Here is a 26,732-nt window from a genome sequence, read left to right on the forward strand (position 1 = left end):
AAGCCACCCCATCAGCGGGTCAAGGTACGGCGGCACAGGACGGCTGAGGGGGCGGGGCCGGGCATGCGAGCGGCGGCGCACCCTCCTAGGCTGGTCATCTCGGGGCTGTCCATGGAGGTACTGCCATGCCTGCCCGTCCTGTTTGGTCCGGCGCCATCAGCTTTGGTCTGGTGACCATCCCGATCAAGGTGCTGCCCGCGACCGAGAACCACAGCCTGCGCTTCCACCAGTACCACCTGGAGGACATGGGCCGCGTCCGCACGCGGAAGATCTGCGAGCTGGAAGACCGCGAGGTCCCGACCGCGGAGATCGGCAAAGGCTATGAGGTCAACAAGGACACGATCATCGCAATCGCCGACCAGGAACTGGACGACATGCCGCTCCCCACGGCGAAGGCGATCGAGATCGCCGCGTTCGTCCCCTACGAATCGATCGACCCGGTACGCATCGGGGAGGGCTACTACCTGCAAGGTGACGGGCAGGTCGCCGCCAAGCCCTACGTGCTGCTCAGGAAGGCCCTCGAACGCAGCAGCAAGGCGGCCATCGCGAAATTCGCGTGGCACGGGCGCGAAAGGCTCGGCCTGCTGCGGGTGAAAGACGACGCGATCGTTCTGCACGCCATGAAATGGGACGACGAAGTCCGCTCACCCGACACGATCGCCCCAACACCCATGGATCTGACAGACCATGAGATCGAGCAGGCCGTTCTCCTCGTCGACTCCATGACCCTCGACGACATCACCGGCCAGGAGTGGGCCACCGACCGCTACACCGCGGCTCTGGAAGAGGTCATCCACGCCAAGGCCGACGGCAAGAAGCCCCCGCAGGCGGCCGAGGAGGAGCCGGCCGGGAAGGTCGTCGACCTCATGGCCGCCCTCGAGCAGTCGGTACAGCGCGCCCAGGAAAGCCGCGGCGAGGGCGAGCACGCGACCGTGCATGAGATGAAACCAAAGCAGACCGCGAAGAAGACGGTTGCCAAGAAGACGACCGCGAAGAAGGCCCCGGCGAGGAAGACGACGGCCAAGAAGCGCGGCGCCTAGCCCTAGGGCATTCCCTTCGGATCATCTGATCGTTGGCCTGGTGTGTCGTTGACTGACGCCCAGTGGGCAAGGATCGAGCCGTTGCTGCCATTGGCGGCACCCTGTGCATGACCGGACACGGATACGGGGCGTGTCCCGCTCCACTTGCGACCGCCTGAAAGTGTCGTGCCTCAGGAGCTTCGCACGAGAGGTCTACCGCCGCCTCACCAGTGCATTCGGCATCGCATCATCGGCACCTTCTGGAACTTGACGATCTATTGGGGCTTGGAGTGTCACCTACTCATGACCAGCTCTGTGAGCGGGCGTCCGTGTTGCAGGAGGAGAGGTGAATGTATCGATCGCTCGTCAGGCATGCACGTTCGGATTGGTTTTGGAAGGCGATGCCGCCGACCCTCGGGTATTGGATGTACCAGCTCGACAACGTGCTGGCATTGCAAGCCCCTGCTCGGATGGTGTCGCCGCCGAGGACGTTGTAGTACAGACACTTTCCGGTGGCTACGTTCTTCAGCTGCCGGGTGTTGTCGCCCCACCGATGGACTTCCCACTTCTGCCAGGGACCGCCATTGCAGGGATAATCCCGGACTCCGTCGTTGTCGTTGTGGTCGAGACACCCGCCCGTGGCCAAATTGCGGAAGGTCTGGACGGAGTCCGCTTGAGGAGACGCCGACACTGTGCCGGCGGTGGTGCTGGCGATCAGACAGAGCGCGGCCACCATGCCCGCGCGACGCAAGGTACGGATCATGCGGTGATCCCTACGTGAGAAGAGAGTCCTCGTGGACTGGACTTAGGCCGCTAGCCATCGTTCCCGGTCTGCGAGCGAGGGTCAATGCCTTCGAACTCCATCGGCAGGATCATGCCCACCTCGCTTCTCAGCCGTGCTGGAGCGCTCAGAGGCGATCCGAAAGAATCGGCCTAAGCGTTGTCCCGTAAATGATCTCCGGTATGCCGGTTGACCAGTGCTGTTGCCTCTCAGCCGGCCAGTGTGAGGTTGTGCAGGCGGGCGATGCCGAGCAGGGCGTGGTGGACGCCTTCGCCTTTGAGGGGGCAGTCGCGGAGGATCTTCCAGGTCTTCATGCGGGCGAAGGCGTGCTCGACGCGGGCGCGGACCTTGCGGTGAGAGCGGTTGTGCTCCTCTTTCCACGCTGGAAGGCCAGCCTGGCCGGGTGCGCGGCGGTGCGGAATGATCAGGCCGGTGCCCCTGTAGCCGCCGTCGGCGATCACGGTGGTGCGGCCGACGGCGTCCTTCGCGCCCGAGATTTCCCATGCCTTGCAGTCGTTGCGATTGCCGGTGACCGGCCGACCGACGGCGACGACGCGCCGGGTGTCGGCATCGATGACGACCTGGTGGTTGGTGGAGTACCGGTAGTTTTTCGACTGCTCGGCGACGGTGTGGTCGCGGGTGCGGACCAGGGTGCCGTCCACGATCAGCACGGCGTCCTTCCGGAACCGCCTGCGTTGCTGGAGCGCGAGCCTCGGGCCGAGGTGGTCGATGATGCGGTCCGCGGCCGACTTCGACACCCCGAGCAGCGGTGCCAACTGTCGCAGGGTGAGGTTCGTGCGCCAATACGCGGCGACCAGCAGGACCCGGTCCTCCAGCGGCAGGCGCCAGGGCCGGCCCTTCCGGACTGGGTCGGCACCCTCGCGCCGCAGTGCGGTGACCAGCTTGGCGAACTGTCGCGGGCTCAGCCCGGTGAACGGGGCTATCCAGGAGGGCTCCGACGCCGTGATCACACCAGTCACATCAAGATCATGTCATCGGTGGCTTCCTGCATCCGTCGGCAGACTGCCTTCCCGATACGGCCCGGACGTTGCAGGGAGAGAAGGGGGGTGGGGTTACGGCAAGATACCTCCAGTCCCGAGCTGGATGCCGGGGCCTGTGCGACCCACCCCCCATGGCCGCGAGTCCCTCACGATCTCCGTCCGGCCCATCGAGCCGTGATCGTATCTTGAACCGCTGACAACACAGCCGACCCGAGAATCAGCGGCTACGGACTCTCTGCACGGCGCCCAGCTGAGGTAACCAGACGCGATGAGCCGAAGCACGGCAGTTGTCACAGGCAGAGTTGGTTGAGCTGGTGTAGAAGACCGGTCGAAGCAGCCTGGTTGTCACCAGTGAGGCACGCTGCTTGTCACAGGTCCTCGTTGAGGACCACCGTGACCCGACCGGAAACGGCCTCAGTATCCCAAGCCGGCGTAGATGGTGACGTTCTTGCCGTTGTCCCTGGCTCCGACGCACAGGTCACGCCGGTCGAGCAGCCAGCCGTTGGAGCGGCAGCTCTCCTGCTGGAGACCCAGTTCGCGGATGATCTCCGGGCGGGACAGGCCGTCCCGGCTGGTGACCGTCGCGACGCGCCAGCAGCCGCCGGAGCCGCAGCTGGTGCCTTCGTTGACCAGGCTGATGCCCGGCGGCAATGAGGGGAGGGCCTTGGACGGCGGGGCTTCCGAGCCGTCGCTGATGATCAGCGCGTACAGGAGGCCGGCCACGAGGGTGAGGGTGAACTGCATCCCCAGGAAGCCGATCGCTCCGTTGCGGCGGGGAATCCATTCCGGGGGAGGGGAGTTCTCGTGCCGACCCTCCAGTCCTGCGCCGCAGGCGATGAGCACAAGCGCCAGGGCCGTGAACACGAGATGCGCATCGGGCCTGGGGGCGTCGATCCAGCACTGCTGGACACTGATCAGCAGACTGGCTCCGGCAAGCAGCGTGCCGCCGATCGCGAAGCCGACAGGGCGGGTGCGGGCGATCGTCGTCCAGACGACGGCTGGCGCGACGGCGAAGAGTACCCCTAGGACGATCAGCATGTACGGGGGGACGTACGGCCTCGAGCGCCCGGTTCCACACGGCCGGGGCGCCGGGGCGCACCTCAGGCCCACAGGCCGGTCGTTCATGCCGTGTGGTGCGGCGAAGCCTTCGTTGCCGAAGTTTCACCCGTGCGCACCTACGGCCTTGCCGGTGACAACCAGCCTGCCTATGTGACAGCTACCGTGCTTCGGCTCACGCGAGCACCGATCAGTAGTTACGGGACAACGCTTAGTGAGCACGGTTCCGACTGCCCAAGGGATATCCAGGGCAGGGGATCACTGGATCCAGTGATCCCCTGCCCTCAACGTCATTTTGCAGGTGGCTGAGGCTGGGTGGGCAAAACGTGAACGTTGATCGGTTGCTGCGTCAGCTGGAGTCGGAGCTGACGGTTCTCCATCACGACCTGGTGCAGGGCACCGACCAGTGCCTCGTTGTCAGCCTTGAGGCGGCCGATCTCCTTCAACGCCTCGGTCCGGAGTTCCTTGGCTTTGACCAGTTGCCGACGGAGTCGCTTCTCGCTGTCGGGTATCCCACCTCGGGCCCGGACCTTCTCGTAGAACTCGTTCTTGAGGTCCAAGTGGAAGTGTTCTTCGCGTTCCGCATGTCTCATGAGACATCTGGTCTTGCGCCTTGGCGGCCTTCTTCGTGGCCGGGCGGCGCGACGTCGCCGGACGGGCAGGGCGCTCCGGGGCGGCCTGGGCAGCCGGGGCCGGGGCGGCGGTGTCGGGGACCTGCGGCGCGGCCGAGCCGGTGAACGTCTGCGGCGCCGGGGCGGACTGTGGCGCGGGGGCCGGAGCGGCGTGCGCGGGGTACTTCGCGGCCCAGCCGTTCAGCAGCCGCTGGTACGCCTCCAGGCGCGGCGACTTCGGTGTCGGCGGTCACTCAATTCCCCACGATCTTGATGATCAGCGTCACGTAATTCCCCACCCCCGTGGTCACGATTCCTCACCGGGGCGCTGACCATCTGTGGTGCCGCTGACCACGCTCGAACTGGGAGTGATCTTCCCTGGTTCGGGTGGTTTGGACGGTAGTTAGCTCTTCCTTGCGAATCGGTCGGGTTCCCCATGGGCATGCCGGTGCCCGGGTTGAGGGTCCCGGCCTCTCGGAGCCGTCGCGGTCCCTCGATCTGCGAACCGGAAGGCGCCCGGCCGCCTACTGCTTCGTGCTCGGTTCGTTCACGAGATCCAACCCGCTGGCAACGACATTGAACATGCCGTTGCTGAACCGAACATCGACCCCGTCACAGGCATCGTCAGACACGCTCACCACAGTGCCGACGCTTCCTTCGGGGAGTTCGGGATCAGCGAACGCTGTGACCACTCCATCCCCAGGCTGGAGGACCCGCATAACCAACTCCCGTCGAGTCTCCTCGGCTGCCTCAGCGGCATGTCGTTGATGGCCAGACTACTCATCGTCAGACTCCAGGGGCTGGGGAATTTCGTGACCACAGCCCCTGGGGAATTACGTGACCGTCCACATTCGGCTCGCTCCTGCCGTTCTCGTAGTTCTTCACCGTCTGCACGGTCGACTTCAGCGCCTGCGCGAGGCGGGCCTGGGTGATGCCGGCGGCCTCACGCAGCCGGGCGCGCTCCGCCGGGGGCGGGAGCTGCGGCTCCTCCTCCAGCAGGGCGTCGATATTCGCGAACAGCTCCTCTTCGGATGCCATGTGGATCTCCTCTCGTGCCCTCACCCTAGCACCGTTTATCCAACTCTTTAACCCATTTTTTTAACCCGTTTGGATTGACCGGCGGGTGGGAAGTGGACGCCGTCAGGCGGCAGGTGTGACCGTGCGCCGTAGTTGGCGGATGTGCACGGTTGTTGGCGGAAGCGCCGATTGATCACGTGAGCTGCTTATTCGCTGGTGGCGTGCCCAAGGCGGCCCCACGGAGTCGCCAACTATCGCGAACAGGTCCCGCCAACTGCGCTGAACAGAAACATCGTGACCTGCGAGGACTCCGCAGGCGATCCGCCAACTACGGCGCACGGTCACAGCAGGCGCAGGCCCTGCCTCACAGCTCACAGGCACCCACCGCACCGCATCTACCTGGGGAAATGCCGTGTGAGACTCACAGAGCGCGGCACAAGTTGCCGGAGATCGCCCCTCGCGGACCGGCGTGCTCGGTACGGTGGCGACCATGGCGGACCAGGGCAAGACATGGGGCGGGCCGGGACGGGCGCAGCTGGGCGCTGTCGAGCCACCGCCAGGAGCACCGCCCGGCACGGTGCGGATGGTCACCGGAACGACGGCCCGGCAGGTGAACGAGCAGGAGGCCCGCGACTTCGGGATCTCCACCGACCGGGTCTGCCTCGAGATCGAGCACGTCTTCTACGACGGCAACGACGACGTCCTGCGGCACACCATCACCGTCGACTACAGCGGCCAGCCGTACGTCACCCGCCACGTGCCCACCGCCGAGGAGCTCGCGCGCCGCGAGTAGCCGGCCCCGGCCTCCTGCCCCTTCCCGGCGATCGGCGGATCGGGCCGGGCGCGGCCGGTACGGTGCCCGGTGAGACGTCGACAGCAGGGGGAGAGCGTGGCGAAGATCCGAGACCGTGGCGAGGTGCTGGGCTACGGCCTTCCGGTTGTGCTCTTCCTGCCCGGGGTCTCCTACCTCGGGATCACCAACGGCCACCAGTTCATCGCCAACGACTTCTTCGCCTTCATGTACTGCCTGGCCAGCGTCGGCTTCGCGTCGGTCCCGCTGATGTCCTGGCGCCGGGGCGACGGCCGTTACGCCGACCCGGGCTTCGTACGCTCCGCGTGGTTCCCGTGGCTGTTCACCACCGGGCAGGGCGTCGCCTACAGCGCCCCGCGCGGCGACGCCAACGTCTTCATGCTGATCTTCGGCTGGGGCGCGTTCATCTACGCCGGGATGGTCGCCCTGTACTTCCTCGGGCGCGCCCTGTGGTCCACCGACGACAGCACCGGCGAGGCCGTGCCCAGCGAGGGGGCCGCTCTGCGCGAGCCGGAGGCTGGCGCCTGAACTCTGCTCAGTCCGCGGCCCGATCGCCGTCCAGGTGGCCCACGGCGTAGCCGCGCTCACCCGGATGACGGGCCAGACGGGCCATTACCCACGCGGTCCGGGCGTCCATCCCCTCGCCGAAGTCGGCGGCAAGGCGCCGTGCCTCCCACGTCGTACGCGGGGCGAGGACCCACCGCATGAGCGAGAAGCGGACGCGGCTGCCGGCTGTCGTCCGGCATGCCGCGTCAGGAGAGTCCTCGGGGGCGGCGCCGGGGAGGTTCAGGTCGGTCACGATCGCGAGTTTGGTGACGGCCTCGGCGCCATGACGGCTAACGGGCCGGAGATCACCGGAACGGATGGTGCGCTCCACGGCTTGGGTTGACGAGAGCCGTGGCGGCGAAAGTCCGGGCCACCTCGGCCCGACGGCGCGGCATCGTCCTACACGCCTTGGGCTGCCTGCGTCCGTCCGAGTGAACTCGTGACGGTGTCGACCGCTCCGGCTCGGTTACCGGCTGGATGATGGGCGGTGGCCCGAGGCGGGCCACGTTCCGACCGCCGCCCGATCCGGCGTACCGGAACGCAAGGAGCGTGTCACTGCACCGGCCTGCACCACACGGAAGCACAGCGGCAGCTCGTCAGTGTTCGTTGACGTGCCGGGATCGGGCAGAGGCGCGTCAGGAAGGCACTGCCGTGAGCAACCGCTCCTCGTGGGAATCCCGCAAGCTCCGCTACTGGTCCGAGTGCAGTGGGCAGTCCCGCCGCGCTGGCCTTCGCATCAGCCACCCGGTGTCCGCGGGCTCGCCGGCACAGGCCCGGCTGGAGAGCCTCGTCCTCGAGCAACTAGGCACCGCTCCGGACCTGTGCGCACACCCCTTCGGCATCGCTTCCCTGAGCAGCGCCGCCACGTCCCTCACGCTGCACGTCGATGCCTACATGGGGCACAGGCGGTACTCCTTCCCCGAGTACTGTCTGAGCCGGCTGCTGCCCGCGGCTCCCGCCCCCGGAAGCGGTGACGATCCGCACGGGATCCCCGGGCTGCGGATGAGCGGCATCAATGCCGACGGCCGGCAGCTGCACCTGCGCATGGTGAAAGACCCTGGGCAGACAGCCACGCTCGTGCTCACCCTGCCCAAGGGGCTGACGGAGAACTGGGCAGACATCGAGCGCCGCCACCGAGGCTGGTGTGAGGACAACGGTCTGCGGCCGCTGTGGGCCACCCCGCAGCTCGACGCCGTGGAATCCGCCTACCTCAGCGCCTGCCCCAGCCTCGAAGGCTCACGGGCCAGGCGGGCCGCGGTGGGCAGCGGGCTGCTGCGGCGTATCGCGCTCTTCCACACCGTCACCGCCTTCTACCGGGTCCAGTGCTGGGACGACGGCGACAGCTGGAAGATCGACGCCCGCACCGCCCACCCCCGAGCCCGCTGGCACGACCAACTACTACAGCGGCTGTGCCACCCACGCTGGGGCCTGCCGGTCCACGTGGCCCACCGGTTCTGCCACTGCGCCGAATTCGAGACCCCCTACCGGTGGGATCACACCTGCGCCTTCTACTTCGACGGCCACACCACCGGCAACGACGACCCCATCTACCTGCGCGTCCACGCCAGCCCTGAAGGGCACGACTACGACCGGCAGGTCGCGACGCTGCGCCAGGTCGGCGCCCCAGCGGACTGGATGGCCCGCGCCTTTCCTGAGCAAGCAGTCCAACAGCATGATCGTCACCGTCAGGAGGAGCGGCTGCGGTAATGGAATGCCCCAAGGCGCTAATCTCGCAGTTCTGCTGAACTACTGAGAAGCAGAGTAGACGTAAGTAGCTCGTGCCGCATAAGATCGAAGCGAAAGTAAGCGAAAGGGTCATGAGGCCCTGACTGGCGGGAGATCGCATGGCCACGCTGAGCATTCACTTCGATCCTGCCGTCATCGCCCGTCTCACGAGCGCGAGCGGCGACGACACCATCCACGTCACCTTGTCCCTCGGCGGCGACTCACCCACCGGCACGGCCGCACCAGTCATCCCGCACGGGCCTCTCGCCGCACTGATGCAGGCTGAGCTGTTGAAGCCGGGCACCGTCCTCACCTTTCACCAGCGCCGGGCCAACCGGTCGGGTCGCGCTGTCGTGACGGCCGAGGGGCAGCTCATCGTCGACGGTCACTCCACTCCGTTCCCCTCCCCTTCGAAGGCGGCGGAAGCCGTCACGGGGAACATCATCAACGGCTGGACCCTGTGGCACATCGAGGGAGACGGCCGCACCTTGGACGAGCTGCGCCGGGAACTGGACACCCAGTAGGAGGCCGCGGCCGTTCCGGCCCGCCTCGAGGTCACTCGCAGGCCGGAACGGCACACCGGATCGGACAGACACAGCTCGAACGCGGCCGGGAGACGTTGGTGGAGAAGTACGGCGAGCTGCTCGCCGAGATGATCGTGCCCACGCTGACGGCAGACGCGGTCCCCCAGGAACACCCGGTGGTGGTGTTCGTGGCCGGGCAGGCCGGCAGCGGCAAGACACTGGTGATGGACCTCGTGCACGCCGCTCTGGAACGACGCGGTGGCGCGGTGCGGGTAGAGCGGGACACGTACAAGGCCGCCCAGCCGCACTACCGCAGTTTTCTGGCGGAGGACGTGCGGACGGCCGGTGTGCGGGTGCGGCCGGAGACCTACCGGTGGCAGGCCGAGATCGAGGCCCATGCCCGTGGACGCCGCTACGACGTGGTGGTTGAGGAGGCCCTGGCCGACCCGGCCGCGTTCAAAGCCGCAGCCGCCGCCTACCGCGAGGCCGGGTACCGGATCGAGTTCGTGGCCCTGGCCGTGCCGGAGGCGGTCAGCCAGCTCGGGGTGCTGGACCGCTATCTGCGTCTGGCCGAAGAAGGCCGGGCCCGGTACGTGTCCTGGAACAACCATGACGCCTGCGCCAGCGCCCTGACCGACGTCCTGGGGGACATCGAGGCCGGGCACCTGGCCGACCGGGTCGTGGTCGTGCGGCGTGGCGCGGACGTGCTGTACGTCAACGAGCTCACAGGCCCCGGACAGTGGGCCCGCCCGCCGGGTGCGCGCGAGACGCTGCTGGCCGAACGGGCCCGCAAGTGGACGCCGGCCGAGACCGGCGCCTTTCGCCGTCAGCTCGCGCAGGCTGACCGGCGCGCCCACGACCCGCTCCTTCCCGAGGACTGGGCCCTGGCCGTGCGGCGGGATGCGGAGCGCGCCGCCGCGCTGGCTGAGCCTGTCCGGCGGATCGCCCAGCCCAGGAGTGAGGCGCCCGGCGTCGACTACCACCGGCTGACCGGCGAGGAACACCGGTGGATCTTCGACAACCTGATCCTGCCGGACCTCGCCGCGCGCACCAGCCCGCAGGAGAAGCCCGTCGTGGTCTACCTCATGGGGCAGCCCGGGGCCGGCAAGACGACCATGACGCGGATGATCCTGCGCTCCCTGCGCGGTAAGCCCACCCGCATCAGCGGCGACGACTTCAAAGCATTCCACCCCGACTACTACCGGCTGCTGCAGGAGGAGCCCCGCACCGCAGGGGCCCGCATCCGCGCGGACTACCGGGCCTGGCAGGTCCTGGCCGAACAGTACGTACGCGAGCGGCGCAGCGACACGGTCATCGAGATCGCCCCCTTGAGCGCGGCCGCGTTCGTCAATGCCGCGATGCTGTACCGGCAGGCGGGATACCGGGTGGAGGTGGTGGTGCTTGCCGTGCGGGCCGCCGACTCCCGCCAGGGCACCGCCGATCGCTGCGCGCGGATGCTGCAGCTGGGTGCGGCGGGCCGGTTCACCACCGCCGGCGGGCACGACGCTCACTTCGCGGCGCTCGGCGAGGCGGTGGCGGCCGCCGAGCACGTGCCGGTGGCCGACCTGGTCACGGTGATGCGGCGGGACGGCAGCGTGCTCTACCACAACGAGCGCGCGATCGCGAAGGCGTGGGCGCGGCCGGCGGGCGCGCTCTACGCCCTGGCCGGTGAGCACAGCCGCCCGTACACCGATCAGGAGGCCGCCCGTTTCTGGGCGACCCAGCGGCGGCTGCGCGGTCAGCTGCCGCACTACCGCCGCGACCTGGATCAGACCGCCCGGCTGGCGCAGCCACTGATGCCCGAGCACCTGCTGCCCTACCGGCTGCGCGGGCCCGCCGCAGTGGCCGCCCTGCCCGCACGCCCCTACGAGGCCCCCAGTTGCTTCAGCCGGGCCGCGTAGAGGGCCGCGAGGCGGGCTACTTCTTCGGCGTCGGCTTCCGCGAGCCGTGCACGGTCCTGCAAGGCATCCCGGTGTTGGACGAGCAGTTCCTCGAGCCGCTGCGGCTCGGTTCCGGCCCGGCGCTCGGCGTGGATCAGCTGGCCGTACCGGGCGATCACCTGTGTCAGCAGCCCTTCCGCCACCGCCTCGTCCGCAGTTCCACCCTGGCCATCGGGGTGCGCGTCCTCCGCGTCCTGGCCGGGCTGCGCGTCGGGGTCGGGGAGCGCGGGGTCGTGCATCAGAGCCACCAAGTCGAAGAAGAGCAAGAAGGGCTCATTCTCAAGGCCCCGGCACACTGCGGCAAGCGACGCACACTTGCACGGGCCGGCGCGCGGCGGCTGGATCCGGCCCGGCGCCGGTCGCGGCGGCCGGGGTGGGGCTGCCGTGCGGTTGGGGCACGGGCATAGGCTTGACCGACTGATGATCTTTTGGCGGGGGGACCAAGTGACCGACTTGCGGGCGTTGTTCAGCTCCAATGACCCCATCGACACGAGCGAGGCGTTCACCAACCGCCAGCGCCAGTGGGAGCTCGTCGCCACCGCACTCGAAGAGCACCTGCGGCGCATCACCACTGCCGGCTTCGATCCCGCAGACCTTGAGGCGCCCCGGACACATCTGGTCGTCTTCCATGGCGTGGGCGGCGTCGGCAAGTCCACGCTCGTGCGCAAGCTGGAGGCAGCACTCGGCGGCGCCCGGCCCACGCAGTGGGGAGAGCCGGTCTGGGCCGGGCACAAGATCCTGCCCGTGCGGATCGACCTGGCGCGCTCCGCAGGGACCACCTTCGAAGACGTCGTCCTGACCATCCGGGCCGCCCTCGCCACAGCCATCGCCCGGCCGCTGCCTGCCTTCGACATCGCGCTGCGCCGCTACTGGGAGGCCCAGCATCCCGGTGACCCGCTCGACGCCTACCTTGAACGCGGCGGCCTGGTCAGCCGGTTCGGCAAATCACTGCCGCAGCAGACCCAGGCCGCCCTCGGTGACGTCGCCCAGGCCCTGCTGCTGCCCGGCACCGTCGGCTCGGTCGTCGGGGAGGTCACCAGCGCCCTGGCCGGAGCGCTGCGGGAGCGGCGGCAGACCGTACGGGCGCTCGCCGCCTGCGCACGGCTCGCACCCCTGCTGGAGAGCGAACCGGATCTGGAGGCGCTGTCCTTCTACCCGCACCTGCTGGCATGGGAGCTGAACCGGCTGCCCGACGACAAAAAGATCACGCCGGTGATCCTGCTGGACACCTTCGAGGACACCGCCGACCGCCACCGCGACCTCGAACGCCTCCTGCAGCGCCTGGTGTGGCTGATGCCGAACTGCTTCTTCGTCATCAGCGGCCGCTCCCGCCTGCAGTGGGCCGAGTCCGCACTGCACGGACAACTCGATTACACCGGCCCCGCCGCCTGGCCGGGCCTCGCCACCACGGCGGTGGCGGTACCGGCACCGCGGCACGGCACACCGGGCGGGCGCCAGCACCTGGTCGGCGACCTCTCCCCCGAGGACTGCGAGGACCACCTCACCCGCCGCCTGGCCAAGGACGGCCGCCCCCTCATCAGCCCCGCAATCCGCTCCGTGATCACCGGCCGCTCCCACGGCCTGCCCCTCCACCTCGATCTGGCCGCCTCCCGCTTCCTGGAAATCCGCCGCACCCGCGAGCCGCAGCCCGCCGACTTCGATCACACCTTCCCCGCGCTCCTGGCCCGCGCCCTGTCCGACCTCACCGCCGACGAACGGCACGTCCTGCGCTCGGTATCGCTCCTGGACGCCTTCGACCTCGATCTCGCCACCCGCGCCGCGGGCCTCCCCCACCAAACGCCCGCACGGCGCCTGACGGAGCGGCCCATCGTCACCGAGAACCCCTACGCGCTGTGGCCCTACCACCTGCACGGCGCGATCCGCTCCGCCCTCACCGAAGCAGATGACCACACCGAGGACCGCTGGACACCCGCCGACTGGCAGCAGGCCGCCGACCGCGCCCTGGCCGCCCTCGGCGACCAATGGGCCACCAACACGTCCCTCACCCCCAGCCGCATGTTCCTGGTGGCCTGCCTGCGCCAAGGGCTACGCCTGGCCTGCGCCCACCGCCTGACCGGCCTGGGCTGGCTCATCGACGCCGCCTTCGCCTACACCGACGACTCCGTCTGGGAACCCCTCGCCCCGCCCACACCGGCGGACCCCACGCCGGACACCCCCGCCGACGCCGTGGCCGAACTCCTCACGGCCATCGCCCGCCGCCAGCGCGAGCACCGCCAGCGCACCGTCGACCGTCTCACCGCCGTCCTGGACACCGGCCTGCTGCCCGCCGAACTGAACGAGATGGCCCTCTACTACCGGGCCAAGGCCCACAAGGACCTCAGCCACAACGACGCCGCCCGCACCGGGATGCAGCAGGTCGCCGACGCCGGCGGCCGCCTCGCACCCAAGGCCCGCCGCGGGCTTGCCAACCTGGCCCGCCTCGCAGGCGACTTCCCCACCGCCCTGGCCGCCGTCCCCACCCTGGGCTGGAAAGGCCGCCACCACCGCGTCCTGGGCGACATCCACTGGTCCCACGCCCACACCGCCCAGGCCGTCACCGCCTTCGAAGCCGGCCGCGCCGAAGCCGAACAGCACGGTGCCGCGGGCGAGCGCGCCATGATGCAGGTCCGCCTCGCCCTGGCCCTCTCCTTCGCCGATCCCGCCCGGGCTGATGACGAACTCGGCCTCGCCCACCAGCTTCTGGACAGCCTCGACCAGCGCTCCAACACACTCCTCGCCCAGGTCGTCGCCCTGATCAAGGACGCCGGAACCAGCAGCGTGACTGACCGCGCCCACAGCCTGAACACCGACATCGAAGCCGCCGGGCTGCCCTTCCTCCACCGCTTCGTGGAACTCGCCCGCGCCTTCCACCATGCCGTCCGCGACGACGGCCCGCAGCTGGCCGCCACCATCGAACGGCTCCGCGCGCTCACCGTCGGCGGCGACTTCGTGTACTTCACCGACATCGCCCACTTCATGGCCGACCTGCCCCTGCCACAGCTCTCCACCACCCGCTGGATCACCAGCGAAGACGAGGTCCGTTCCGCATGGCGCCGCCTGGTCCAGGCCCGACAGGACCTGCTCGCCGGGAACTGAGCGTTTGGGAACAAACCCGTGTCTCCGAGTACCGGATGCTCACCAGGGGTCTGCTCGATCGGGACCTGGCCGCCGCCTGCGCGCGATGCGGTGAGCCCCGGTCAGGGCTGGCGGCTCTTCCTGGGGGCCAGGGGGCCGAAGACTGCGCTGCGAGAAGGTCTGCCCTAAACGCAGCGAGGGCCGCCCCGATCGGGGCGGCCCTCGCAAAGTCTGAACCCTGGGCGTATAGCCTGCCTGCTTGGGGCTACTAGGGACGATTCCAGGGTCTTCGCTGGAGATTATACATAGCATTACCTGTCGTGCCCAGTACGCCGCCTTCACTGCCCCAGCATGCAGCCGTCATCGCTCTGCTCAGCCCTGCCAGGATCAGCCCCTACCTGACCGCCTGCTCAGGCAAGCAAGATCAAGCACTCAGCCTGTACCGCTGGAACAGTGCGATCGCCGCCGCCTTCTTCGAAGACCTCGGGCATCTCGAGGTGATGCTCCGTAACGCCTTGGACCAACGCCTTGTTCTGCGCCAGCAACGGCGGAACAGCTGGCAGGAATGGTTCGACGACCCTGCTCTCCCCCTGGCACCAAGGGCCCGCACCGACATCCGCGAGGCGCGCCGGCGAGCCTCCATGACCGGTGCCACGACCCCTCGCGGGAAAATCATCGCTGAGCTCAGCTTCGGTTTCTGGCGCTTCCTGCTCGCACGCCAGTACCAGACGACCCTCTGGCCCGACTTGGCACGCGCCTTTCCGAACGCTCCCCGCCGGGCCCTGACCCTGGTCGAGGACCCGGTCAAACGGCTCCACAAGCTGCGCAACCGCATAGCCCACCACGAAAGCATCTGGGATCAGGACCTCGCAGGGCGCCGTAACGACGTGCACAACCTGCTGGCCTACCTCGACCATGATGCCGCCGCGTGGGTCGCTTCCGCCTCGCGGGTCGACACCGTGCTCAGCCAGCGCCCCTGAGCGCGGGCCCCGGGCTGCATGCGTCCTCGCCGACGAGTTGCGCGCAGGACTCGTCGCGCCCTCCCCCTCCACATGCAGCGTCCAATACCTTGGCCGCGCCCGCGAGGTGCTTCTCGTAGGCCGGGCCGACACGTAGGAGGCCGTGCGGCGTCTGTACCAGCCAGCCGGTCTGGATGAGACGCCCGAGCGCCTGGGTGACCGGCGTACCGTCCTGCCAGCCCAGGAGACCGGCGAGTTCTTGCACGGTAGGCGGTCGCCCCTTGGACGTTTTGAACTGGGCGGCGCGAGAGCAGATCATTGGGCCCTTGCCATGCACCACACCCCACAGGCGGCGGCGCAGCTTCGTCGGCTCAGGCAGCGTCGACCACCCGGGGCCGCGCACCTGGCTCGCCGGGATCGTCTCGGCCGCTCCCGGGTCGGGCGCGCCGGTGAATCGGTCCCGTGCAGCGGGGACGTGGGCCGGGGCGGCGGTGGCAGTCGGTTCGCTCTGGGGAGCGCGGGCTGGTCGTGGCTGGTGTCCGGCGACGTGCACGCTCAGCGGCGCGTGGAGGATGCCGGCTACTCCGTGGACTTCGAGGAGGCCGCTGTCAGCCAGATCCTGCACGACCTTCACGGCCGTGCGCACCCCGATAAAGTCACCGCTGGGCAGCGAGAGCCGGCCGACGTCGCGGTAACTGACCTGCCGGTGCGCGGCCGAGGCCCATGCCAGGTAGGCGAAGGCCCGCAGTTCCAGCGGGGACATCCTGCTGAGCTCGGCCGGGGTGAGCGGTTGCTTGCGGGGCACGTCGTCCTCTCTCAGGTGAGGGGTAGCTGCTCGGTGGGCGGTGTCAGTCCGGGCCAGCTCGCCTTGGCCGCGTTCCACTCCATGCGGAACTGCGCGGGCAGGGTGGCGCGTTCGATGATGTCGAGGGCCAGCGCGTTGACGGATACGTACGCGTCATCCACCCGCTCCACGAAACCGCGGGCGATGAGCCGGTCGACCGCCTCGCATGCTTCGTCGGTGGTGATGAGCTCTAGCGGCATGAGGCACATCGCTACCGTGAAGTTGTGGAACGTACTGGCCTCCGCCTGGCGCAGGGCCAGTTCAAGCAGTGCAGCCGCCTCGTAGGGGTAGGGCGCCAGATCGAGCAGGACTTCCTTGTGCCAGGAGGCCACGAGTGTGTCGGCCAGCCCTGGCTGTAGCTCCTGGAAGGCGCGCTCCTCGTCCGGCGGGAGGATCCGGTATGGCGGCATAGGTTCCATGGCCTGCTGGGCATCACGGAGTCGTCCGCGGTGCAGCTGGGAGCGTCCGGCCTGGTCCGGGGCGCACTTCTCCCCTGGCCTGGCACGGCATTGCGGACAGCTACGGTTGCGGGCGCGTTCACGGACAGCCGGCGGCACTGCTCGACTCACGCAGGACAGTGTTCACTCCGCCGGGCTGATCCGCTGGCTCCGCCACGCGCCCGGTTCGTCCCCGGCTCGCCTCCTCCGCTAGGGGGTGTGGCTGCCGCCTGCCGTCTGGCGGCGCTTGGCGCGTTCGACCTGTCGTAGCAGCAGGTCGGCGAACGGGATGATCTCGGCTGCCTCGATGGGATCGTCAAATTCGACGGGGCGGTGGATGGCGCGGTTCTTGTACGCGCCCAGGCGCCGGTGAAGAGCGCGGAGGCGGCTGTCTGCTCACCAGGGCGTGCGGCTTGTGCGCCGCAAGCGGCTGGTGATGCAGCCGCAGGCCCAGTGACGTAACGACTGGCCCGAAAATTCGAACACATGCTCTACTGGCGGCATGGTGCACAACAACTACTCCCCCGACCTCGTACAGACTCAACGTGACTGGACCCGCACCTGCCAGGCCCTCGCCCACGCCCGCGCCGGCCACAACACCGCCCTGCGACGGCGGCTCCTCGGCCTCTCCCGCCGCCTCGTCCAAGACGTGCCGCGGGCCGAGCAGGCCGCCCTGCGGCGACGCGCCCAGGAGCCGTCATGACCCGCCGCTCGTGGGGCATCACCGACCGCCAGCGGTCGGTTCTGGCTTGCATCCGTGACCGCATCCTGGAGACTGGCGAGGCTCCCACCGTGCGGGAGATCGGGGCCGCGGTCGGCCTGTCCAGCCCCTCCAGCGTTCACTACCAGCTGCGTCGCCTGGAGCAGGCCGGCGCCCTCGTGCGCGCTGACAGCGGCAGCTGGAGGAATTACCGGCTCGCGCGATGAGCGAGATCCGCCGTATCGAGGTGCTCCGCTTCCTGGAACGGGTCCAGGAGCGGGATCTGGCGCGCACCCGTAGGTGGATCGCGGATGAGGAACGGCGAGAGGCAGAACGGGTCCGGGGCCGGCAGGCCCGGCCTCCAACTCCGGACTGGCTGATCGAGCTGGGCATCGGCCAGGGCAAGTCCCCGGTGTGTGTGCACGTCGGCGGCTGCCACATGGCCGGCAAACGGAGCCGCGGTATCGGCCTGGCCCAAGCGCGCCAGGCGCTCAACGAGGGCGTCGCCGCCTGTATCCACTGCCGGCCCGACACCGAGCTCGGCGTACTGGACTGAGGAAGCCACCCCATCAGCGGGTCAAGGTACGGCGGCACAGGACGGCTGAGGGGGCGGGGCCGGGCATGCGAGCGGCGGCGCACCCTCCTAGGCTGGTCATCTCGGGGCTGTCCATGGAGGTACTGCCATGCCTGCCCGTCCTGTTTGGTCCGGCGCCATCAGCTTTGGTCTGGTGACCATCCCGATCAAGGTGCTGCCCGCGACCGAGAACCACAGCCTGCGCTTCCACCAGTACCACCTGGAGGACATGGGCCGCGTCCGCACGCGGAAGATCTGCGAGCTGGAAGACCGCGAGGTCCCGACCGCGGAGATCGGCAAAGGCTATGAGGTCAACAAGGACACGATCATCGCAATCGCCGACCAGGAACTGGACGACATGCCGCTCCCCACGGCGAAGGCGATCGAGATCGCCGCGTTCGTCCCCTACGAATCGATCGACCCGGTACGCATCGGGGAGGGCTACTACCTGCAAGGTGACGGGCAGGTCGCCGCCAAGCCCTACGTGCTGCTCAGGAAGGCCCTCGAACGCAGCAGCAAGGCGGCCATCGCGAAATTCGCGTGGCACGGGCGCGAAAGGCTCGGCCTGCTGCGGGTGAAAGACGACGCGATCGTTCTGCACGCCATGAAATGGGACGACGAAGTCCGCTCACCCGACACGATCGCCCCAACACCCATGGATCTGACAGACCATGAGATCGAGCAGGCCGTTCTCCTCGTCGACTCCATGACCCTCGACGACATCACCGGCCAGGAGTGGGCCACCGACCGCTACACCGCGGCTCTGGAAGAGGTCATCCACGCCAAGGCCGACGGCAAGAAGCCCCCGCAGGCGGCCGAGGAGGAGCCGGCCGGGAAGGTCGTCGACCTCATGGCCGCCCTCGAGCAGTCGGTACAGCGCGCCCAGGAAAGCCGCGGCGAGGGCGAGCACGCGACCGTGCATGAGATGAAACCAAAGCAGACCGCGAAGAAGGCGGCCACGAAGAAGGCTCCGGCGAGGAAGACCACGGCCAGGAAGCGCGGCGCCTAGGGGGCGGATCGGTCAGGGGGATACGCCGGACGCCTCCGCCCGTAGAGACCCAGACGGGGCGGAGATCGACAGGCCCCCGACCAGATGCTCTGGTCGGGGCCCCGTCCCTGCCGGGAGGTGAGGTGTGGGGGCTGATGACCTAGTTGCGGCGATGCCGTGCCCACCACACCATGCCGATAAAGATCGCTATGGCAAGAACGATGAGCACCACAAGGTCGGTCGTACTGCTGACCTCATAGACGCCGCGAGCCATGATTGGCCCCATATTCACCTGCACCACCTCTGTCACTGCTGTGTGCGGCTTGCGGGGCCCCACACGTCTCGGTCCTAACGTGCTTGAAGTGCCTGTAGCGGATTACCGCGATCGCGACTCCGGGCGCCAGGAGCATGAGTGGCGCGGTCAGTGATGCAGGCCTGGTCCAAGCCCTGCAGGAACACGTGCGCGCCAGCAACTAACCCCGGAAGCGCGAGGGCCCCGACCAGATGTCCGGTCGGGGCCCTCGTCTACTTTGTCCTTGTTTCGCGTTGTCGATGCCGAACCATCCAGAGCCCAATACATGCGATCAGGGCAGCGGTGAAGAGCACTGACACGGTGACGCGTACGGCAAGCCACGCGTTGCCAGGCGGGTGCCACAGCGCTTCTGCCAGGTTCAACATAACCGCGAGTGAAAAGGTAAGCCATAAAGCGCTTTTAGCGCCGTTGGCATACTTTTCCGGGCTCACTATTCTTTTCCTCTCACTCAGTCGCCCACGCGTACGGGTTGAAGCAGCTGTTCAGGTCCTTTGCTTCATCCTTGAGCGAGTTATCGGTGTCTTCCCAAGCCTTCTTTGCATAACACCCGGCCGGTGCCACGCTTGAGGCCCTACCCAGGAATCGGGGCCCCTTGTCTTTGATGAAGCGGGCCGATGCTTTCACGAACTCAGGCCAAAGACCTGTGGGATCGATGTTGTTGACAGGGTCACCGGCCGCATACAGGTAGGGGTTCTGTTCCTGGCCGGAGGGGTCGGGCTGGGTGAAGCGGCCGATGTTGGGATCGTAGTAACGGGCGGAGTAGTGGTACAGGCCGGTCGGGTCCTGGTAGCCGCCAGCGAACTGGTAGGGCTGTGCGATTTTTTCGCCGGTGGCTGCCCGGGTGACTCCGCGGGGACTGTAGGAGTAGGAGTTGACCTTCGTACCGGACTCGTCCGCGAGCGCCACGACGGAGCCGATTGCGTCGGTGAGGTAGAAGTACGTCTTCCCGTCCCGGGTCATGGAGTTGAGTGTGCCCCCGGGTTCGCGGTTGAAGCTGGTGTCCACACCGCCGGTGGAGGTGGCGGACAGGCCCAGGGGGCCGTTGTGGAAGAAGGTGTCGCCGAGCTTGACGCGCTCGCTCTGGTCGGTGGAGCCGTACTGGCTCGCGTACGTCTTGCCGCCCACGGTCAGCGAGGTGAGTTGGCTGTGGTCCGACCACTTCTCGCCGGTCCGGGTGCCCTCTGGGGTGGAGGCGCCGGCGGTCTCGTTGCCCTCGAGGTCGTAGGACCAGTTGGTGGTGGAGCCGTTCTTGCCGGTGATCTGCTGGGCGTCATTGACGGTGTACGTCGTGCTGCGCGGGCAGCCCTTCTCCACGCCCTGGCTGGTGAGGTTGCCCGCGAGGTCGTAGCAGTACTGCCAGGAGGAGTTGAGCGTGGAGCCCTTTTTCTCCTCCGCGTAGGAGAAGCGTCCAGCGCCGTCGTAGGTGTAGCTAATCTTCGTGCCCGCCACGGCGTCGGTCAGGGTGCGGATCTTGTCGCCGTCGGTCGCGGCGTCGGTGCCGTAGCCGTAGGTGTAGGCGAGGTCGACCAGGGTGCCCTTGCCGGACTTGGCCGTGATCTTCTTAGGGCGGCTGGAGTTGTCGACGTCGACCGTCTGCACGGTGCCGCCGGGGTAGGCGCTCTCAGTACGAACATCGTTGCGGTTGTACTTGTACGTTGTCATCCGGCCCTGCGGGTCCTTGAGATCCTTGAGCTTGTTGACCTCGTTCCAGGTGTAGTCGACCTTGCCGGCCGGGTCCTGGTAGAAGTCGACGTTGCCCGCCGGGGTGTAGGCGAGCAGGGTCTGCGATCCGTCCTGCAGGGTGCGGACGGTCTCGCGCTGGAGCGGGTCGAACTTGTACGTGATGGAGCCGGTGGAGTCGTCGCGCTGGCGCAGGTTGCCATCACCGTCGTACCAGTAGCGGACCGTTCCGTTGGGCGTGGAGACGGTCTTGATCCGGTTGAGGTTGTCGTAGGTAAAGACCTTCTTGATGCCCCGGCCGTCGGTGAGGGTTTCGGTGCGGCCCAGGCTGTCGTACGTGAAGGTGGTCTCCCCCAACGGCTTGGGCGGCGTCACCTTGGTGAGGTTGCCCTTGGCGTCGTAGGTGAAGGACGTCTTGACCGTCTTCGTCGACGACATCTTCGTCTCGGCCGTGCAGCGCTGGCCTTCGAAGCCGCCGCAATCGGGGGTGGCCGGGTTGTAGGTGTAGGAGACGCTGCCGCCGCCCGTGCCGGTCTGCGCGACCGACTTGGTGTTGCCGGCTGTGTCGTAGGTGAAGGAGGTCTTCTCGCCGTCGGCGTTGGTGGAGTCCTTGGGCTTGTCTCCGCCGGCGATCGTCTGCCAGCTGGTGACCGACTTCCCGCCGGTAGGCGACTTCACCGACTCCAGGTTGTTGCGGGTGTTGAAGGTGTAGTCGGTGACGTTGCCGCCGGTGGTGCCGGTGCCCATCGCGTCGGTGGCCGTGTCGACGTTGTGGTTCGCGTCGAATTTCGTCTTCCGGTTCCGGTCGAGTGCGTCAGTGACCTCGGTGACCTGGCCGTCGCCGTCGTGCTTGTACTTCGTCGCGTGCTTTTCCGGATCCGTAACGGTCGTCGTGCCCGCGGCCGTCGGCGAGTCCGCGGTGTAGGCGTAGGTCCAGGTGGGGCCGGTGTGGCCGGTGCCGTTGAGCTCGGTGGCGCGCAGCATGGAGGTGACGCGGTTGGCGTCGTCGTAGGTGAAGACGGTGACGCGGCCCTCGGCTGTGGTGATTTTGGTGAGGCGGTTGGAGGTGTCGTAGCCGAAGGTGGTGGTCTTGCCTTCGGCGTCGGTGGTCTTGTGGAGGTTGCCGTCGGGGTCGAGGTCGAAGACGGCGGTGCGGCCGGAGTTGTCCTTGGCCTGCCACTGCGAGGCGTCGGTCTTGAGCAGGTCGATCCAGCGGCCGGAGCGGGTCTCGGTCAGCTTGAAGCCCTTGTGCTCGTCACCCTTGTCGTGCTGGGTGACGGTGATGGTGCCCTTGTTCTTGTCGGTGGCCTTGGTCAGGGTGCCGTGCTCGTTGTAGGTGTCCTTGGAGTGTGACTTCCAGTTGGTGACGGTGTAGGTGCCGTCGGTGTTCTTCTTCAGCTCCTTGGAGTAGCCCTTGGGGGTGGTGAAGGTGCCGTCCGCGGCCTTCTTGAAGCGCAGGGTGTCGCCGGAAGCGTCGTACAGCACCACCTCGTCATCCAGAACCTGGAGGTAGCGCTCGTACTGCTGCCACCAGCGCTGGGACACCTTGCCCCACGGCGCCTCGAGGGAGTTGTAGGTGCGCGCCAGGGTGAGCTGCTGGCCGACGCCGGCGATGGAGAAGTCGGTGGCGGTCAGCATCAGGTTGCCGGTGGAGAAGTTGATCCGGGCCGTCAGCGCGTCGGTGATCGCGAAGTTGCTGATCTTGTGCCAGGGCACGTCACCCTGGCCCTCGGGCACATGGGCCGGGATCTCCTGGACCGAGCGTGCCGCATCACCCTTGGCGCGCTTCTTCTGCTGCGCGCGCCAGGCCGCGACCTCGTCGGAGGGCTTGCGTTCGGCCTGCGGCGCGACAGGTTTGTTGGTGCCGACCTTCACGTCGGGCATCGTGAATGACGGGGCGTCCTTGCCCCACGCCGAGCCCGGCTCGTCGGCCGCGGCGGTGCCTGTGGCCGGCAGCAGGGACAGCGTCAGGGCGCCGGCCGCCAGAGCGGCGGCGGTGGCGTAGCTGGTTCTTTTCCGGGCACGCGAAACACGCGCACCGAAGGTGCGTTGCGTCAAGGCTTCCCCCCACAGGAAGACACATCTCGCAGACCCCAGTGGTCACGAGAGGCCCACAACCTGGCACACAGCCGTCGTGGGACACGCCGCGATTCCCTCGAACGCATGTACTACACGAGAGGGAATCAGCCTCTCCTCGCCGTCGAGGCAAAGTGGCCTGAAACGTGCGGCAACCACCTGTCTCAACACGGCAGTTGCACCCTGTGCACCCTGCGCTGGCGACAGAGTGACCGGGAACCTTCAGGTCCGCCGTGCCCGAGCGGCAATTGACGTCTCAATCGGCCTGCTCACTGCGGCGCCCAGGCCGGAGCCGGAACCGGCCTGTGATCACGCCGGGCGCCCCGCCCGGCAGACACCGGGGCGGGGGCCAGGCTCAGCCGACGGGCTCGTACTCCACCGTCTCCTGCCCGCACCCAGCCGCCAGCTCCCGCAGAGCCTGCTGTTCGGCCTTGTCCACGGTCAGGCCCCACCGGAGCTTGGTCGCCACCCAGTGCGTGGTGTACGTGCAGCGGGCATCGGCGAGCGGCGGCTGCCATTCGGCCGGGTCCTGGTCGGCCTTCGAGCGGTTGCTGCGCGCGGTCACGGCCACCAGGGACCGTTCGTCGCCAAGGTCGTTGGCGTAGGCCCTGCGGCGCTCCGCGCTCCAGGTGCTGGCGCCGGAGTCCCAGGCTTCGGCGAGCGCCACCATGTGGTCGATGTCCAGGCCGCGGGGCTGGGCGACGGTCTCGCCGTCGTAGTAGGAGTGCCATTGGCCTGCGGTGACCTTGCAGCCCGCTGCGATGGTCGGGGCGGTGCGGGATTCGGCGATGAGTACCTCCTCGCGGGTGTTGCACCCGTCGCGGTCCTCGTCGGTCCAGTGCTGGAAGCGGGAGCGCTGGTATCCCTCCCGTGACTCCGCGGCCGTCGGCAGGGCGGCGACCGCCTGCTGCAGCGTCATCGGGAGCGCGACCAGGTCGGCGTCGGCGGCCGAAGCCGGGGACATCGTGGTGAGGGGCAGGGCGAGAAGGGCTGCGGCCAGGGCCGCGCGCATACAGGCGGTCATCACAACCCTGGTCATACCGGCGCCCACCGGTCGCCGGGGACGGTTCGGGTGGAGTGTCACCCGGGCGAGCGCAAAGGTCGTACCGGCGAACCGGGCCAAACCAGAGCCGGACACGACCAGCACATCGAACAGGAAAGCGGGCGGCCCGGCCTAAGATCCGTGACCGTGACAGATATCTCCGATGAACTGATCAAGCTGGAACGCTCCGCCGAGGAAACACGAGCGAAGCTCGCAGGTCTGGTCGGCGAGGAGTATCAGGCGCAGTGGCACAGCTGGTATGAGGCGGCAGCCGCCTTCCAGGCCGCCGTCACCGCGCACGCCAAAGCCACCGGCCAGCCGCGCCACGAGGTCGAGCAGGCCGTGAAGAAGGCAGTGAGGCACGCCGACGAGGGCCCGGCAGAATAGCGCCCCACACCGCAGGCCTCCCCGGACCGCACGCATACCTTCTGGGCTACCAGTCGGTGAGGTTCACGACGTGGGTGCAGTGCGGATCGGAGTCATCATCTGTCCAGTACTGCTCCTCGTCGAGCAACGACGGCAGGGAGGCGAGCAAGGCGGTGGTGGCGTCTGACGGGCGTACGTCGACGGCGACGGCCTCGGGGGTCTCTGCCGCGTGGAGGTACAGACGTAGTCGGTCCTCGCCCAGGAAGCAGAATCCGCACAGCAGAAGGCCGGGCTTCTCTTCCGTGTATGGCTGAGCGAAGCAGCGCAGGATGCCGAGGGCGCGGTCATCCGTGGTCGGGCCCAATGGGTCCAGGGCTGAGGGATCCACGCGGACGAGGACCATGCCCATGACCTGGGTGATGTGATCACTCGAGTAGATGCGAGTACCGGTGACGAGGGTACGCAGAACCACCGTAATGTCCTGCGCCGTGGCTGGTTCCTTGTCCCATTGCAGAGGGATCTCGTAGGCGATCAACTCGTCCGGCGTGTAAGCGCTCGCTTCACCCATAACAACCCGGATGACCGCAGATGACGCAGGTGCGGGTAGGACGCCCCGGATGAAGTGTGTACCGGTGACCGGTGCGTGGACATGGTGGAGCAGCAGGCGGGTGATGTCCGCCTGCTGCTCCACCATGTCTTCGTACATGGATGTCATTGACTTACCCAGTTAGGAACCGCACCCGTGCACGCGGCTCCTGACTGGGGAGTTGCCGTTACAGGGCACCGGTGAGTTCTTCGACCTGGTCGGCGAAGTGGGAGTCGGGGTAGGGGACTTTGCCCATTCCGAAGTCCTCGACGGTGTCGACTTTGAGGCGGCGCACGGCTTCGTGCAGGCGGCGGGGCAGTCCGGCCTCCGTTCGTGCGGTGGGGCGGCGCTGGTGAAGAACTCTTGGAGTGGGCGGGTCGGCCAGGGTGATGGCTTGCTGGGCCCAGAAATTGGCGTCGCGTACCTCGCCGCGGCTGAGGTGGTAGAAGTTCAGGCACTGGGCGGCCACCGCGTTGCCCGCGCCGGCGGAGAACTGCCACCAGAACTGGGCGCCGTCGGCGCATCCGGCCAGGCTGAGCAGGCAGGCGAAGTACAGGGCGCCTTCGGGGTTGTCCGGGCCGTGGGTGGCGAGCTGGGAGACGTGGCCGGCGGCGTCGGGGTGGTGCAGGACCTGGGTGGAGAGCGTGTCCAGGCATGCCGCGGCCTGTTCGTGGACGGTCGGCATGTGTCCGGCCGGACCGGGAACGGCACCGAACATCAGGGTCTGGGTGACGTCGCGGACGATTTCCTGCTTGAGGTCGGCGAGGTCGGTGTCGGTGAACACGTCGTCTGCCGCGGTCTGGTGGAGGATGTCGTCGATGGGGCTGGGCATGGTGCTACTCCTTGTCGTCGGCAGACGGATCGATCGACAGCCCGAGTTTTATGGCGATGCGCTGGCGTGCCAGGCGCCGGTGGGAGCGAACGGTGTCGGCCTTGATGCCCATGATGTGGGCGATGCGCTGGGAGGGATAGCCCAGGACGTAGTGGAGGACGATGACGTCGTACTGCCGCTCGGGCAGGCCCGCTATGGCGGTGTAGAGGCCGAGCGCGGATTCCATCACCGCGAACTGGCAGCGCAGCGCCTCCAGGGCGGCGCGCGCGGTGTGCTGGAAGGCGGCACTCTGCACCATCTGTGACGGGGCGGGCTGCCCGGACAGCCGTGAATGGGTTTCCACGCGCTGCTTGAGGAGCTTCCAGGCGTAGGCCTCGGGGCTCTCCTCCTTCAGTACGTTGCGCCAGTTCAGGGCGAGGTGATCGAAGCAGCGGCGTACGACCGCGATCGCAGCCTGCTTGTCGCCGAGCATCGAGTAGGCGTAGCGCAGATGGGGCTTGGCGTAGAGCGCGTAGAACGCTTCCAGGCCCGGAGGCATGAGATAGGAGACGGCCCTCAGAGTTCGCAGTTCGGGGGCCGATGCGTCGGACATACCGGTGAGGGAGGGCTGGTCGCCGTGGCCGGCTGCGGTGGAGGGGGCTTCGGTGGGCTCATCTGCGTCTTCCGAGGGCAGGGATGCGGTGTGGTCGCTCATGGCTGGGCCCCTTCGCCGCTGGGGGCGGCCAGCTGAGAAGAGTCGGCAGGCCGGGGGCCCTTGAGCAGCTCGGAGGCGCCCACGCGCACCCCGGCGCGCAGCAGGCGGCGCGTCAGGCGGCGTGCGTCGGGGGCGAAGACTCGCACTGCGGTGATGACCACCAGAGCGGCGAGCAGATCGTCGAGGGGGAAGGTCACTGAATCCTGTCCTTTGTCCTGCTGGCAACAGCCCGCCCCGCACCTAGGTACGGGCTGCCGGAGGACGCCTATGTCCTCAAGCGCAGGATTTCGGATCGATGGGGGCAAACGCGTATGCCAGAGGCGACCAATTCTGTACAGAAAGTGACTGGAGAGTAACCGGGAGGCAGATTCTGCCTTCAGGAGTAAACGATAGGTAACTCGTCGTGACTCTGCGTGTGGCGCTCTGGCCAGTGCAAACGCGCTCAACCCCGGGGATCGCAGATACCCCCCCACGCCGCCGAGCGAGCCCCCAGCCGCTTCGTCCGCGTTCAGAAGCGGCGCCCGATGTGACACGC

General features: G+C 67.9%; 27 protein-coding genes and 2 pseudogenes. 13 read left to right on the plus strand and 16 right to left on the minus strand.

The window, feature by feature from the left end:
* Nucleotides 1-125: 125 nt before the first annotated feature.
* Nucleotides 126-1,040 (plus strand): Ku protein, encoded by a 915-nt coding sequence (locus ACOBQB_RS09960; RefSeq protein WP_423590704.1) that lies wholly within the window; start codon nucleotides 126-128, stop codon nucleotides 1,038-1,040.
* A gap of 280 nt (nucleotides 1,041-1,320) precedes the next feature.
* On the opposite strand, the gene ACOBQB_RS09965 is transcribed toward ACOBQB_RS09960, so the two are convergent.
* The 5 genes and pseudogenes from ACOBQB_RS09965 to ACOBQB_RS09985 all read right to left on the minus strand — a co-directional run.
* A complete protein-coding gene (locus ACOBQB_RS09965; RefSeq protein ID WP_423590705.1) occupies nucleotides 1,321-1,782 on the minus strand; it encodes an RICIN domain-containing protein in 462 nt (153 codons plus the stop codon).
* A gap of 227 nt (nucleotides 1,783-2,009) precedes the next feature.
* Nucleotides 2,010-2,780 (minus strand): transposase, encoded by a 771-nt coding sequence (locus ACOBQB_RS09970; protein ID WP_423590706.1) that lies wholly within the window; start codon nucleotides 2,778-2,780, stop codon nucleotides 2,010-2,012.
* A gap of 435 nt (nucleotides 2,781-3,215) precedes the next feature.
* A complete protein-coding gene (locus tag ACOBQB_RS09975; RefSeq protein WP_423590708.1) occupies nucleotides 3,216-3,839 on the minus strand; it encodes a hypothetical protein in 624 nt (207 codons plus the stop codon).
* Between the two features lie 308 nt (nucleotides 3,840-4,147).
* On the minus strand, nucleotides 4,148-4,417 hold the full coding sequence (locus tag ACOBQB_RS09980) for a hypothetical protein (RefSeq protein ID WP_423590709.1): 270 nt from the start codon (nucleotides 4,415-4,417) through the stop codon (nucleotides 4,148-4,150).
* A 903-nt stretch (nucleotides 4,418-5,320) separates the two neighbouring features.
* A pseudogene (locus ACOBQB_RS09985) lies at nucleotides 5,321-5,506 on the minus strand (helix-turn-helix domain-containing protein); the annotation flags it as partial.
* 469 nt (nucleotides 5,507-5,975) lie between these two features.
* On the opposite strand from ACOBQB_RS09985, the gene ACOBQB_RS09990 reads away from it, so the two are divergent.
* Together ACOBQB_RS09990 and ACOBQB_RS09995 are read left to right on the plus strand one after the other, a co-directional pair.
* Nucleotides 5,976-6,278, plus strand: coding sequence for a hypothetical protein (locus tag ACOBQB_RS09990; protein WP_423590710.1), 303 nt, complete (start codon nucleotides 5,976-5,978; stop codon nucleotides 6,276-6,278).
* A gap of 96 nt (nucleotides 6,279-6,374) precedes the next feature.
* Entirely contained in the window at nucleotides 6,375-6,824 is a 450-nt protein-coding gene (locus ACOBQB_RS09995) for a hypothetical protein (RefSeq protein WP_423590712.1), read from the plus strand.
* Between the two features lie 7 nt (nucleotides 6,825-6,831).
* Here the strand turns inward: ACOBQB_RS09995 and ACOBQB_RS10000 are convergent, their stop codons facing one another.
* Nucleotides 6,832-7,095: a hypothetical protein gene (locus ACOBQB_RS10000; RefSeq protein WP_423590713.1), complete on the minus strand. Its 264-nt coding sequence runs from the start codon at nucleotides 7,093-7,095 to the stop codon at nucleotides 6,832-6,834.
* Nucleotides 7,096-7,493: 398 nt separating this feature from the next.
* Between ACOBQB_RS10000 and ACOBQB_RS10005 the strand changes: the two genes are divergently transcribed.
* From ACOBQB_RS10005 to ACOBQB_RS10015, 3 genes are all read left to right on the plus strand, one after another.
* On the plus strand, nucleotides 7,494-8,549 hold the full coding sequence (locus ACOBQB_RS10005; protein ID WP_423590715.1) for a hypothetical protein: 1,056 nt from the start codon (nucleotides 7,494-7,496) through the stop codon (nucleotides 8,547-8,549).
* Between the two features lie 137 nt (nucleotides 8,550-8,686).
* Entirely contained in the window at nucleotides 8,687-9,091 is a 405-nt protein-coding gene (locus ACOBQB_RS10010) for a DUF4357 domain-containing protein (RefSeq protein WP_423590717.1), read from the plus strand.
* 98 nt (nucleotides 9,092-9,189) lie between these two features.
* Nucleotides 9,190-10,992, plus strand: a complete 1,803-nt coding sequence (locus tag ACOBQB_RS10015; RefSeq protein ID WP_423590719.1) for a zeta toxin family protein — start codon at nucleotides 9,190-9,192, stop codon at nucleotides 10,990-10,992.
* On the opposite strand, the gene ACOBQB_RS10020 is transcribed toward ACOBQB_RS10015, so the two are convergent.
* Nucleotides 10,956-11,297 carry a hypothetical protein gene (locus ACOBQB_RS10020; protein WP_423590721.1) on the minus strand — a complete coding sequence of 114 codons (342 nt, stop codon included), beginning with the start codon at nucleotides 11,295-11,297 and terminating at the stop codon, nucleotides 10,956-10,958. The genes ACOBQB_RS10015 and ACOBQB_RS10020 overlap by 37 nt on opposite strands.
* Nucleotides 11,298-11,475: 178 nt before the next feature.
* On the opposite strand from ACOBQB_RS10020, the gene ACOBQB_RS10025 reads away from it, so the two are divergent.
* Nucleotides 11,476-14,127: an ATP/GTP-binding protein gene (locus ACOBQB_RS10025; protein ID WP_423590722.1), complete on the plus strand. Its 2,652-nt coding sequence runs from the start codon at nucleotides 11,476-11,478 to the stop codon at nucleotides 14,125-14,127.
* A 299-nt stretch (nucleotides 14,128-14,426) separates the two neighbouring features.
* Nucleotides 14,427-15,086 carry a hypothetical protein gene (locus ACOBQB_RS10030; protein WP_423590723.1) on the plus strand — a complete coding sequence of 220 codons (660 nt, stop codon included), beginning with the start codon at nucleotides 14,427-14,429 and terminating at the stop codon, nucleotides 15,084-15,086.
* Here the strand turns inward: ACOBQB_RS10030 and ACOBQB_RS10035 are convergent.
* The 3 genes and pseudogenes from ACOBQB_RS10035 to ACOBQB_RS10045 all read right to left on the minus strand — a co-directional run.
* Complete coding sequence (locus ACOBQB_RS10035; protein WP_423590724.1) at nucleotides 15,070-15,870, minus strand: hypothetical protein; 801 nt, start codon at nucleotides 15,868-15,870, stop codon at nucleotides 15,070-15,072. The two genes, ACOBQB_RS10030 and ACOBQB_RS10035, sit on opposite strands and share 17 nt — an antisense overlap.
* An 11-nt stretch (nucleotides 15,871-15,881) precedes the next feature.
* Complete coding sequence (locus ACOBQB_RS10040) at nucleotides 15,882-16,319, minus strand: hypothetical protein (protein ID WP_423590889.1); 438 nt, start codon at nucleotides 16,317-16,319, stop codon at nucleotides 15,882-15,884.
* A 24-nt stretch (nucleotides 16,320-16,343) separates the two neighbouring features.
* Nucleotides 16,344-16,478, minus strand: a pseudogene (locus tag ACOBQB_RS10045) (hypothetical protein); the annotation flags it as partial.
* Between the two features lie 370 nt (nucleotides 16,479-16,848).
* On the opposite strand from ACOBQB_RS10045, the gene ACOBQB_RS10050 reads away from it, so the two are divergent.
* The 4 genes from ACOBQB_RS10050 (at nucleotide 16,849) to ACOBQB_RS10065 (ending at nucleotide 18,629) form a co-directional block, all read left to right on the plus strand.
* A complete protein-coding gene (locus tag ACOBQB_RS10050; RefSeq protein ID WP_423590698.1) occupies nucleotides 16,849-17,049 on the plus strand; it encodes a hypothetical protein in 201 nt (66 codons plus the stop codon).
* Complete coding sequence (locus tag ACOBQB_RS10055) at nucleotides 17,046-17,273, plus strand: LexA family protein (protein ID WP_423590700.1); 228 nt, start codon at nucleotides 17,046-17,048, stop codon at nucleotides 17,271-17,273. Before ACOBQB_RS10050 ends, ACOBQB_RS10055 begins: the two co-directional genes overlap by 4 nt.
* Nucleotides 17,270-17,602: a DUF6233 domain-containing protein gene (locus tag ACOBQB_RS10060; RefSeq protein WP_423590702.1), complete on the plus strand. Its 333-nt coding sequence runs from the start codon at nucleotides 17,270-17,272 to the stop codon at nucleotides 17,600-17,602. Before ACOBQB_RS10055 ends, ACOBQB_RS10060 begins: the two co-directional genes overlap by 4 nt.
* 127 nt (nucleotides 17,603-17,729) lie before the next feature.
* Complete coding sequence (locus ACOBQB_RS10065) at nucleotides 17,730-18,629, plus strand: Ku protein (protein WP_423590726.1); 900 nt, start codon at nucleotides 17,730-17,732, stop codon at nucleotides 18,627-18,629.
* Between the two features lie 736 nt (nucleotides 18,630-19,365).
* Here ACOBQB_RS10065 and ACOBQB_RS10070 read toward each other — a convergent pair.
* Both ACOBQB_RS10070 and ACOBQB_RS10075 read right to left on the minus strand, forming a co-directional pair.
* Nucleotides 19,366-22,485 carry an RHS repeat-associated core domain-containing protein gene (locus ACOBQB_RS10070; protein WP_423590880.1) on the minus strand — a complete coding sequence of 1,040 codons (3,120 nt, stop codon included), beginning with the start codon at nucleotides 22,483-22,485 and terminating at the stop codon, nucleotides 19,366-19,368.
* Between the two features lie 547 nt (nucleotides 22,486-23,032).
* Nucleotides 23,033-23,716 (minus strand): HNH endonuclease family protein, encoded by a 684-nt coding sequence (locus tag ACOBQB_RS10075; RefSeq protein WP_423590728.1) that lies wholly within the window; start codon nucleotides 23,714-23,716, stop codon nucleotides 23,033-23,035.
* A gap of 150 nt (nucleotides 23,717-23,866) precedes the next feature.
* On the opposite strand from ACOBQB_RS10075, the gene ACOBQB_RS10080 reads away from it, so the two are divergent.
* Nucleotides 23,867-24,106, plus strand: coding sequence for a hypothetical protein (locus ACOBQB_RS10080; protein ID WP_423590729.1), 240 nt, complete (start codon nucleotides 23,867-23,869; stop codon nucleotides 24,104-24,106).
* 46 nt (nucleotides 24,107-24,152) lie between these two features.
* Here ACOBQB_RS10080 and ACOBQB_RS10085 read toward each other — a convergent pair whose 3' ends face one another.
* The 4 genes from ACOBQB_RS10085 to ACOBQB_RS10100 all read right to left on the minus strand — a co-directional run bounded on the left by ACOBQB_RS10085 (nucleotide 24,153) and on the right by ACOBQB_RS10100 (nucleotide 26,394).
* Entirely contained in the window at nucleotides 24,153-24,791 is a 639-nt protein-coding gene (locus ACOBQB_RS10085) for a hypothetical protein (protein ID WP_423590731.1), read from the minus strand.
* A gap of 67 nt (nucleotides 24,792-24,858) precedes the next feature.
* Nucleotides 24,859-25,503, minus strand: a complete 645-nt coding sequence (locus ACOBQB_RS10090) for a hypothetical protein (protein WP_423590732.1) — start codon at nucleotides 25,501-25,503, stop codon at nucleotides 24,859-24,861.
* Between the two features lie 4 nt (nucleotides 25,504-25,507).
* Nucleotides 25,508-26,197: a sigma-70 family RNA polymerase sigma factor gene (locus ACOBQB_RS10095; protein ID WP_423590733.1), complete on the minus strand. Its 690-nt coding sequence runs from the start codon at nucleotides 26,195-26,197 to the stop codon at nucleotides 25,508-25,510.
* A complete protein-coding gene (locus ACOBQB_RS10100; protein WP_423590735.1) occupies nucleotides 26,194-26,394 on the minus strand; it encodes a hypothetical protein in 201 nt (66 codons plus the stop codon). The genes ACOBQB_RS10095 and ACOBQB_RS10100 overlap by 4 nt, the downstream gene beginning before the upstream one ends.
* Nucleotides 26,395-26,732: the final 338 nt, after the last annotated feature.

This window comes from Streptomyces sp. G5(2025), assembly GCF_049542075.1.
Lineage (GTDB): Bacteria > Actinomycetota > Actinomycetes > Streptomycetales > Streptomycetaceae > Streptomyces.

Coding starts and splice junctions, on each gene's coding strand:
- ACOBQB_RS10070 (WP_423590880.1), bottom strand. CDS start 22,485: ATGCCCGACGTGAAGGTCGGCACCAACAAACCTGTCGCGCCGCAGGCC.
- ACOBQB_RS09975 (WP_423590708.1), bottom strand. CDS start 3,839: ATGCTGATCGTCCTAGGGGTACTCTTCGCCGTCGCGCCAGCCGTCGTC.
- ACOBQB_RS10065 (WP_423590726.1), top strand. CDS start 17,730: ATGCCTGCCCGTCCTGTTTGGTCCGGCGCCATCAGCTTTGGTCTGGTG.
- ACOBQB_RS10075 (WP_423590728.1), bottom strand. CDS start 23,716: ATGACCAGGGTTGTGATGACCGCCTGTATGCGCGCGGCCCTGGCCGCA.
- ACOBQB_RS09965 (WP_423590705.1), bottom strand. CDS start 1,782: ATGATCCGTACCTTGCGTCGCGCGGGCATGGTGGCCGCGCTCTGTCTG.
- ACOBQB_RS10055 (WP_423590700.1), top strand. CDS start 17,046: ATGACCCGCCGCTCGTGGGGCATCACCGACCGCCAGCGGTCGGTTCTG.
- ACOBQB_RS10010 (WP_423590717.1), top strand. CDS start 8,687: ATGGCCACGCTGAGCATTCACTTCGATCCTGCCGTCATCGCCCGTCTC.
- ACOBQB_RS09990 (WP_423590710.1), top strand. CDS start 5,976: ATGGCGGACCAGGGCAAGACATGGGGCGGGCCGGGACGGGCGCAGCTG.
- ACOBQB_RS10060 (WP_423590702.1), top strand. CDS start 17,270: ATGAGCGAGATCCGCCGTATCGAGGTGCTCCGCTTCCTGGAACGGGTC.
- ACOBQB_RS09960 (WP_423590704.1), top strand. CDS start 126: ATGCCTGCCCGTCCTGTTTGGTCCGGCGCCATCAGCTTTGGTCTGGTG.
- ACOBQB_RS10050 (WP_423590698.1), top strand. CDS start 16,849: ATGGTGCACAACAACTACTCCCCCGACCTCGTACAGACTCAACGTGAC.
- ACOBQB_RS10040 (WP_423590889.1), bottom strand. CDS start 16,319: ATGCCGCCATACCGGATCCTCCCGCCGGACGAGGAGCGCGCCTTCCAG.
- ACOBQB_RS10085 (WP_423590731.1), bottom strand. CDS start 24,791: ATGTACGAAGACATGGTGGAGCAGCAGGCGGACATCACCCGCCTGCTG.
- ACOBQB_RS10090 (WP_423590732.1), bottom strand. CDS start 25,503: ATGCCCAGCCCCATCGACGACATCCTCCACCAGACCGCGGCAGACGAC.
- ACOBQB_RS10095 (WP_423590733.1), bottom strand. CDS start 26,197: ATGAGCGACCACACCGCATCCCTGCCCTCGGAAGACGCAGATGAGCCC.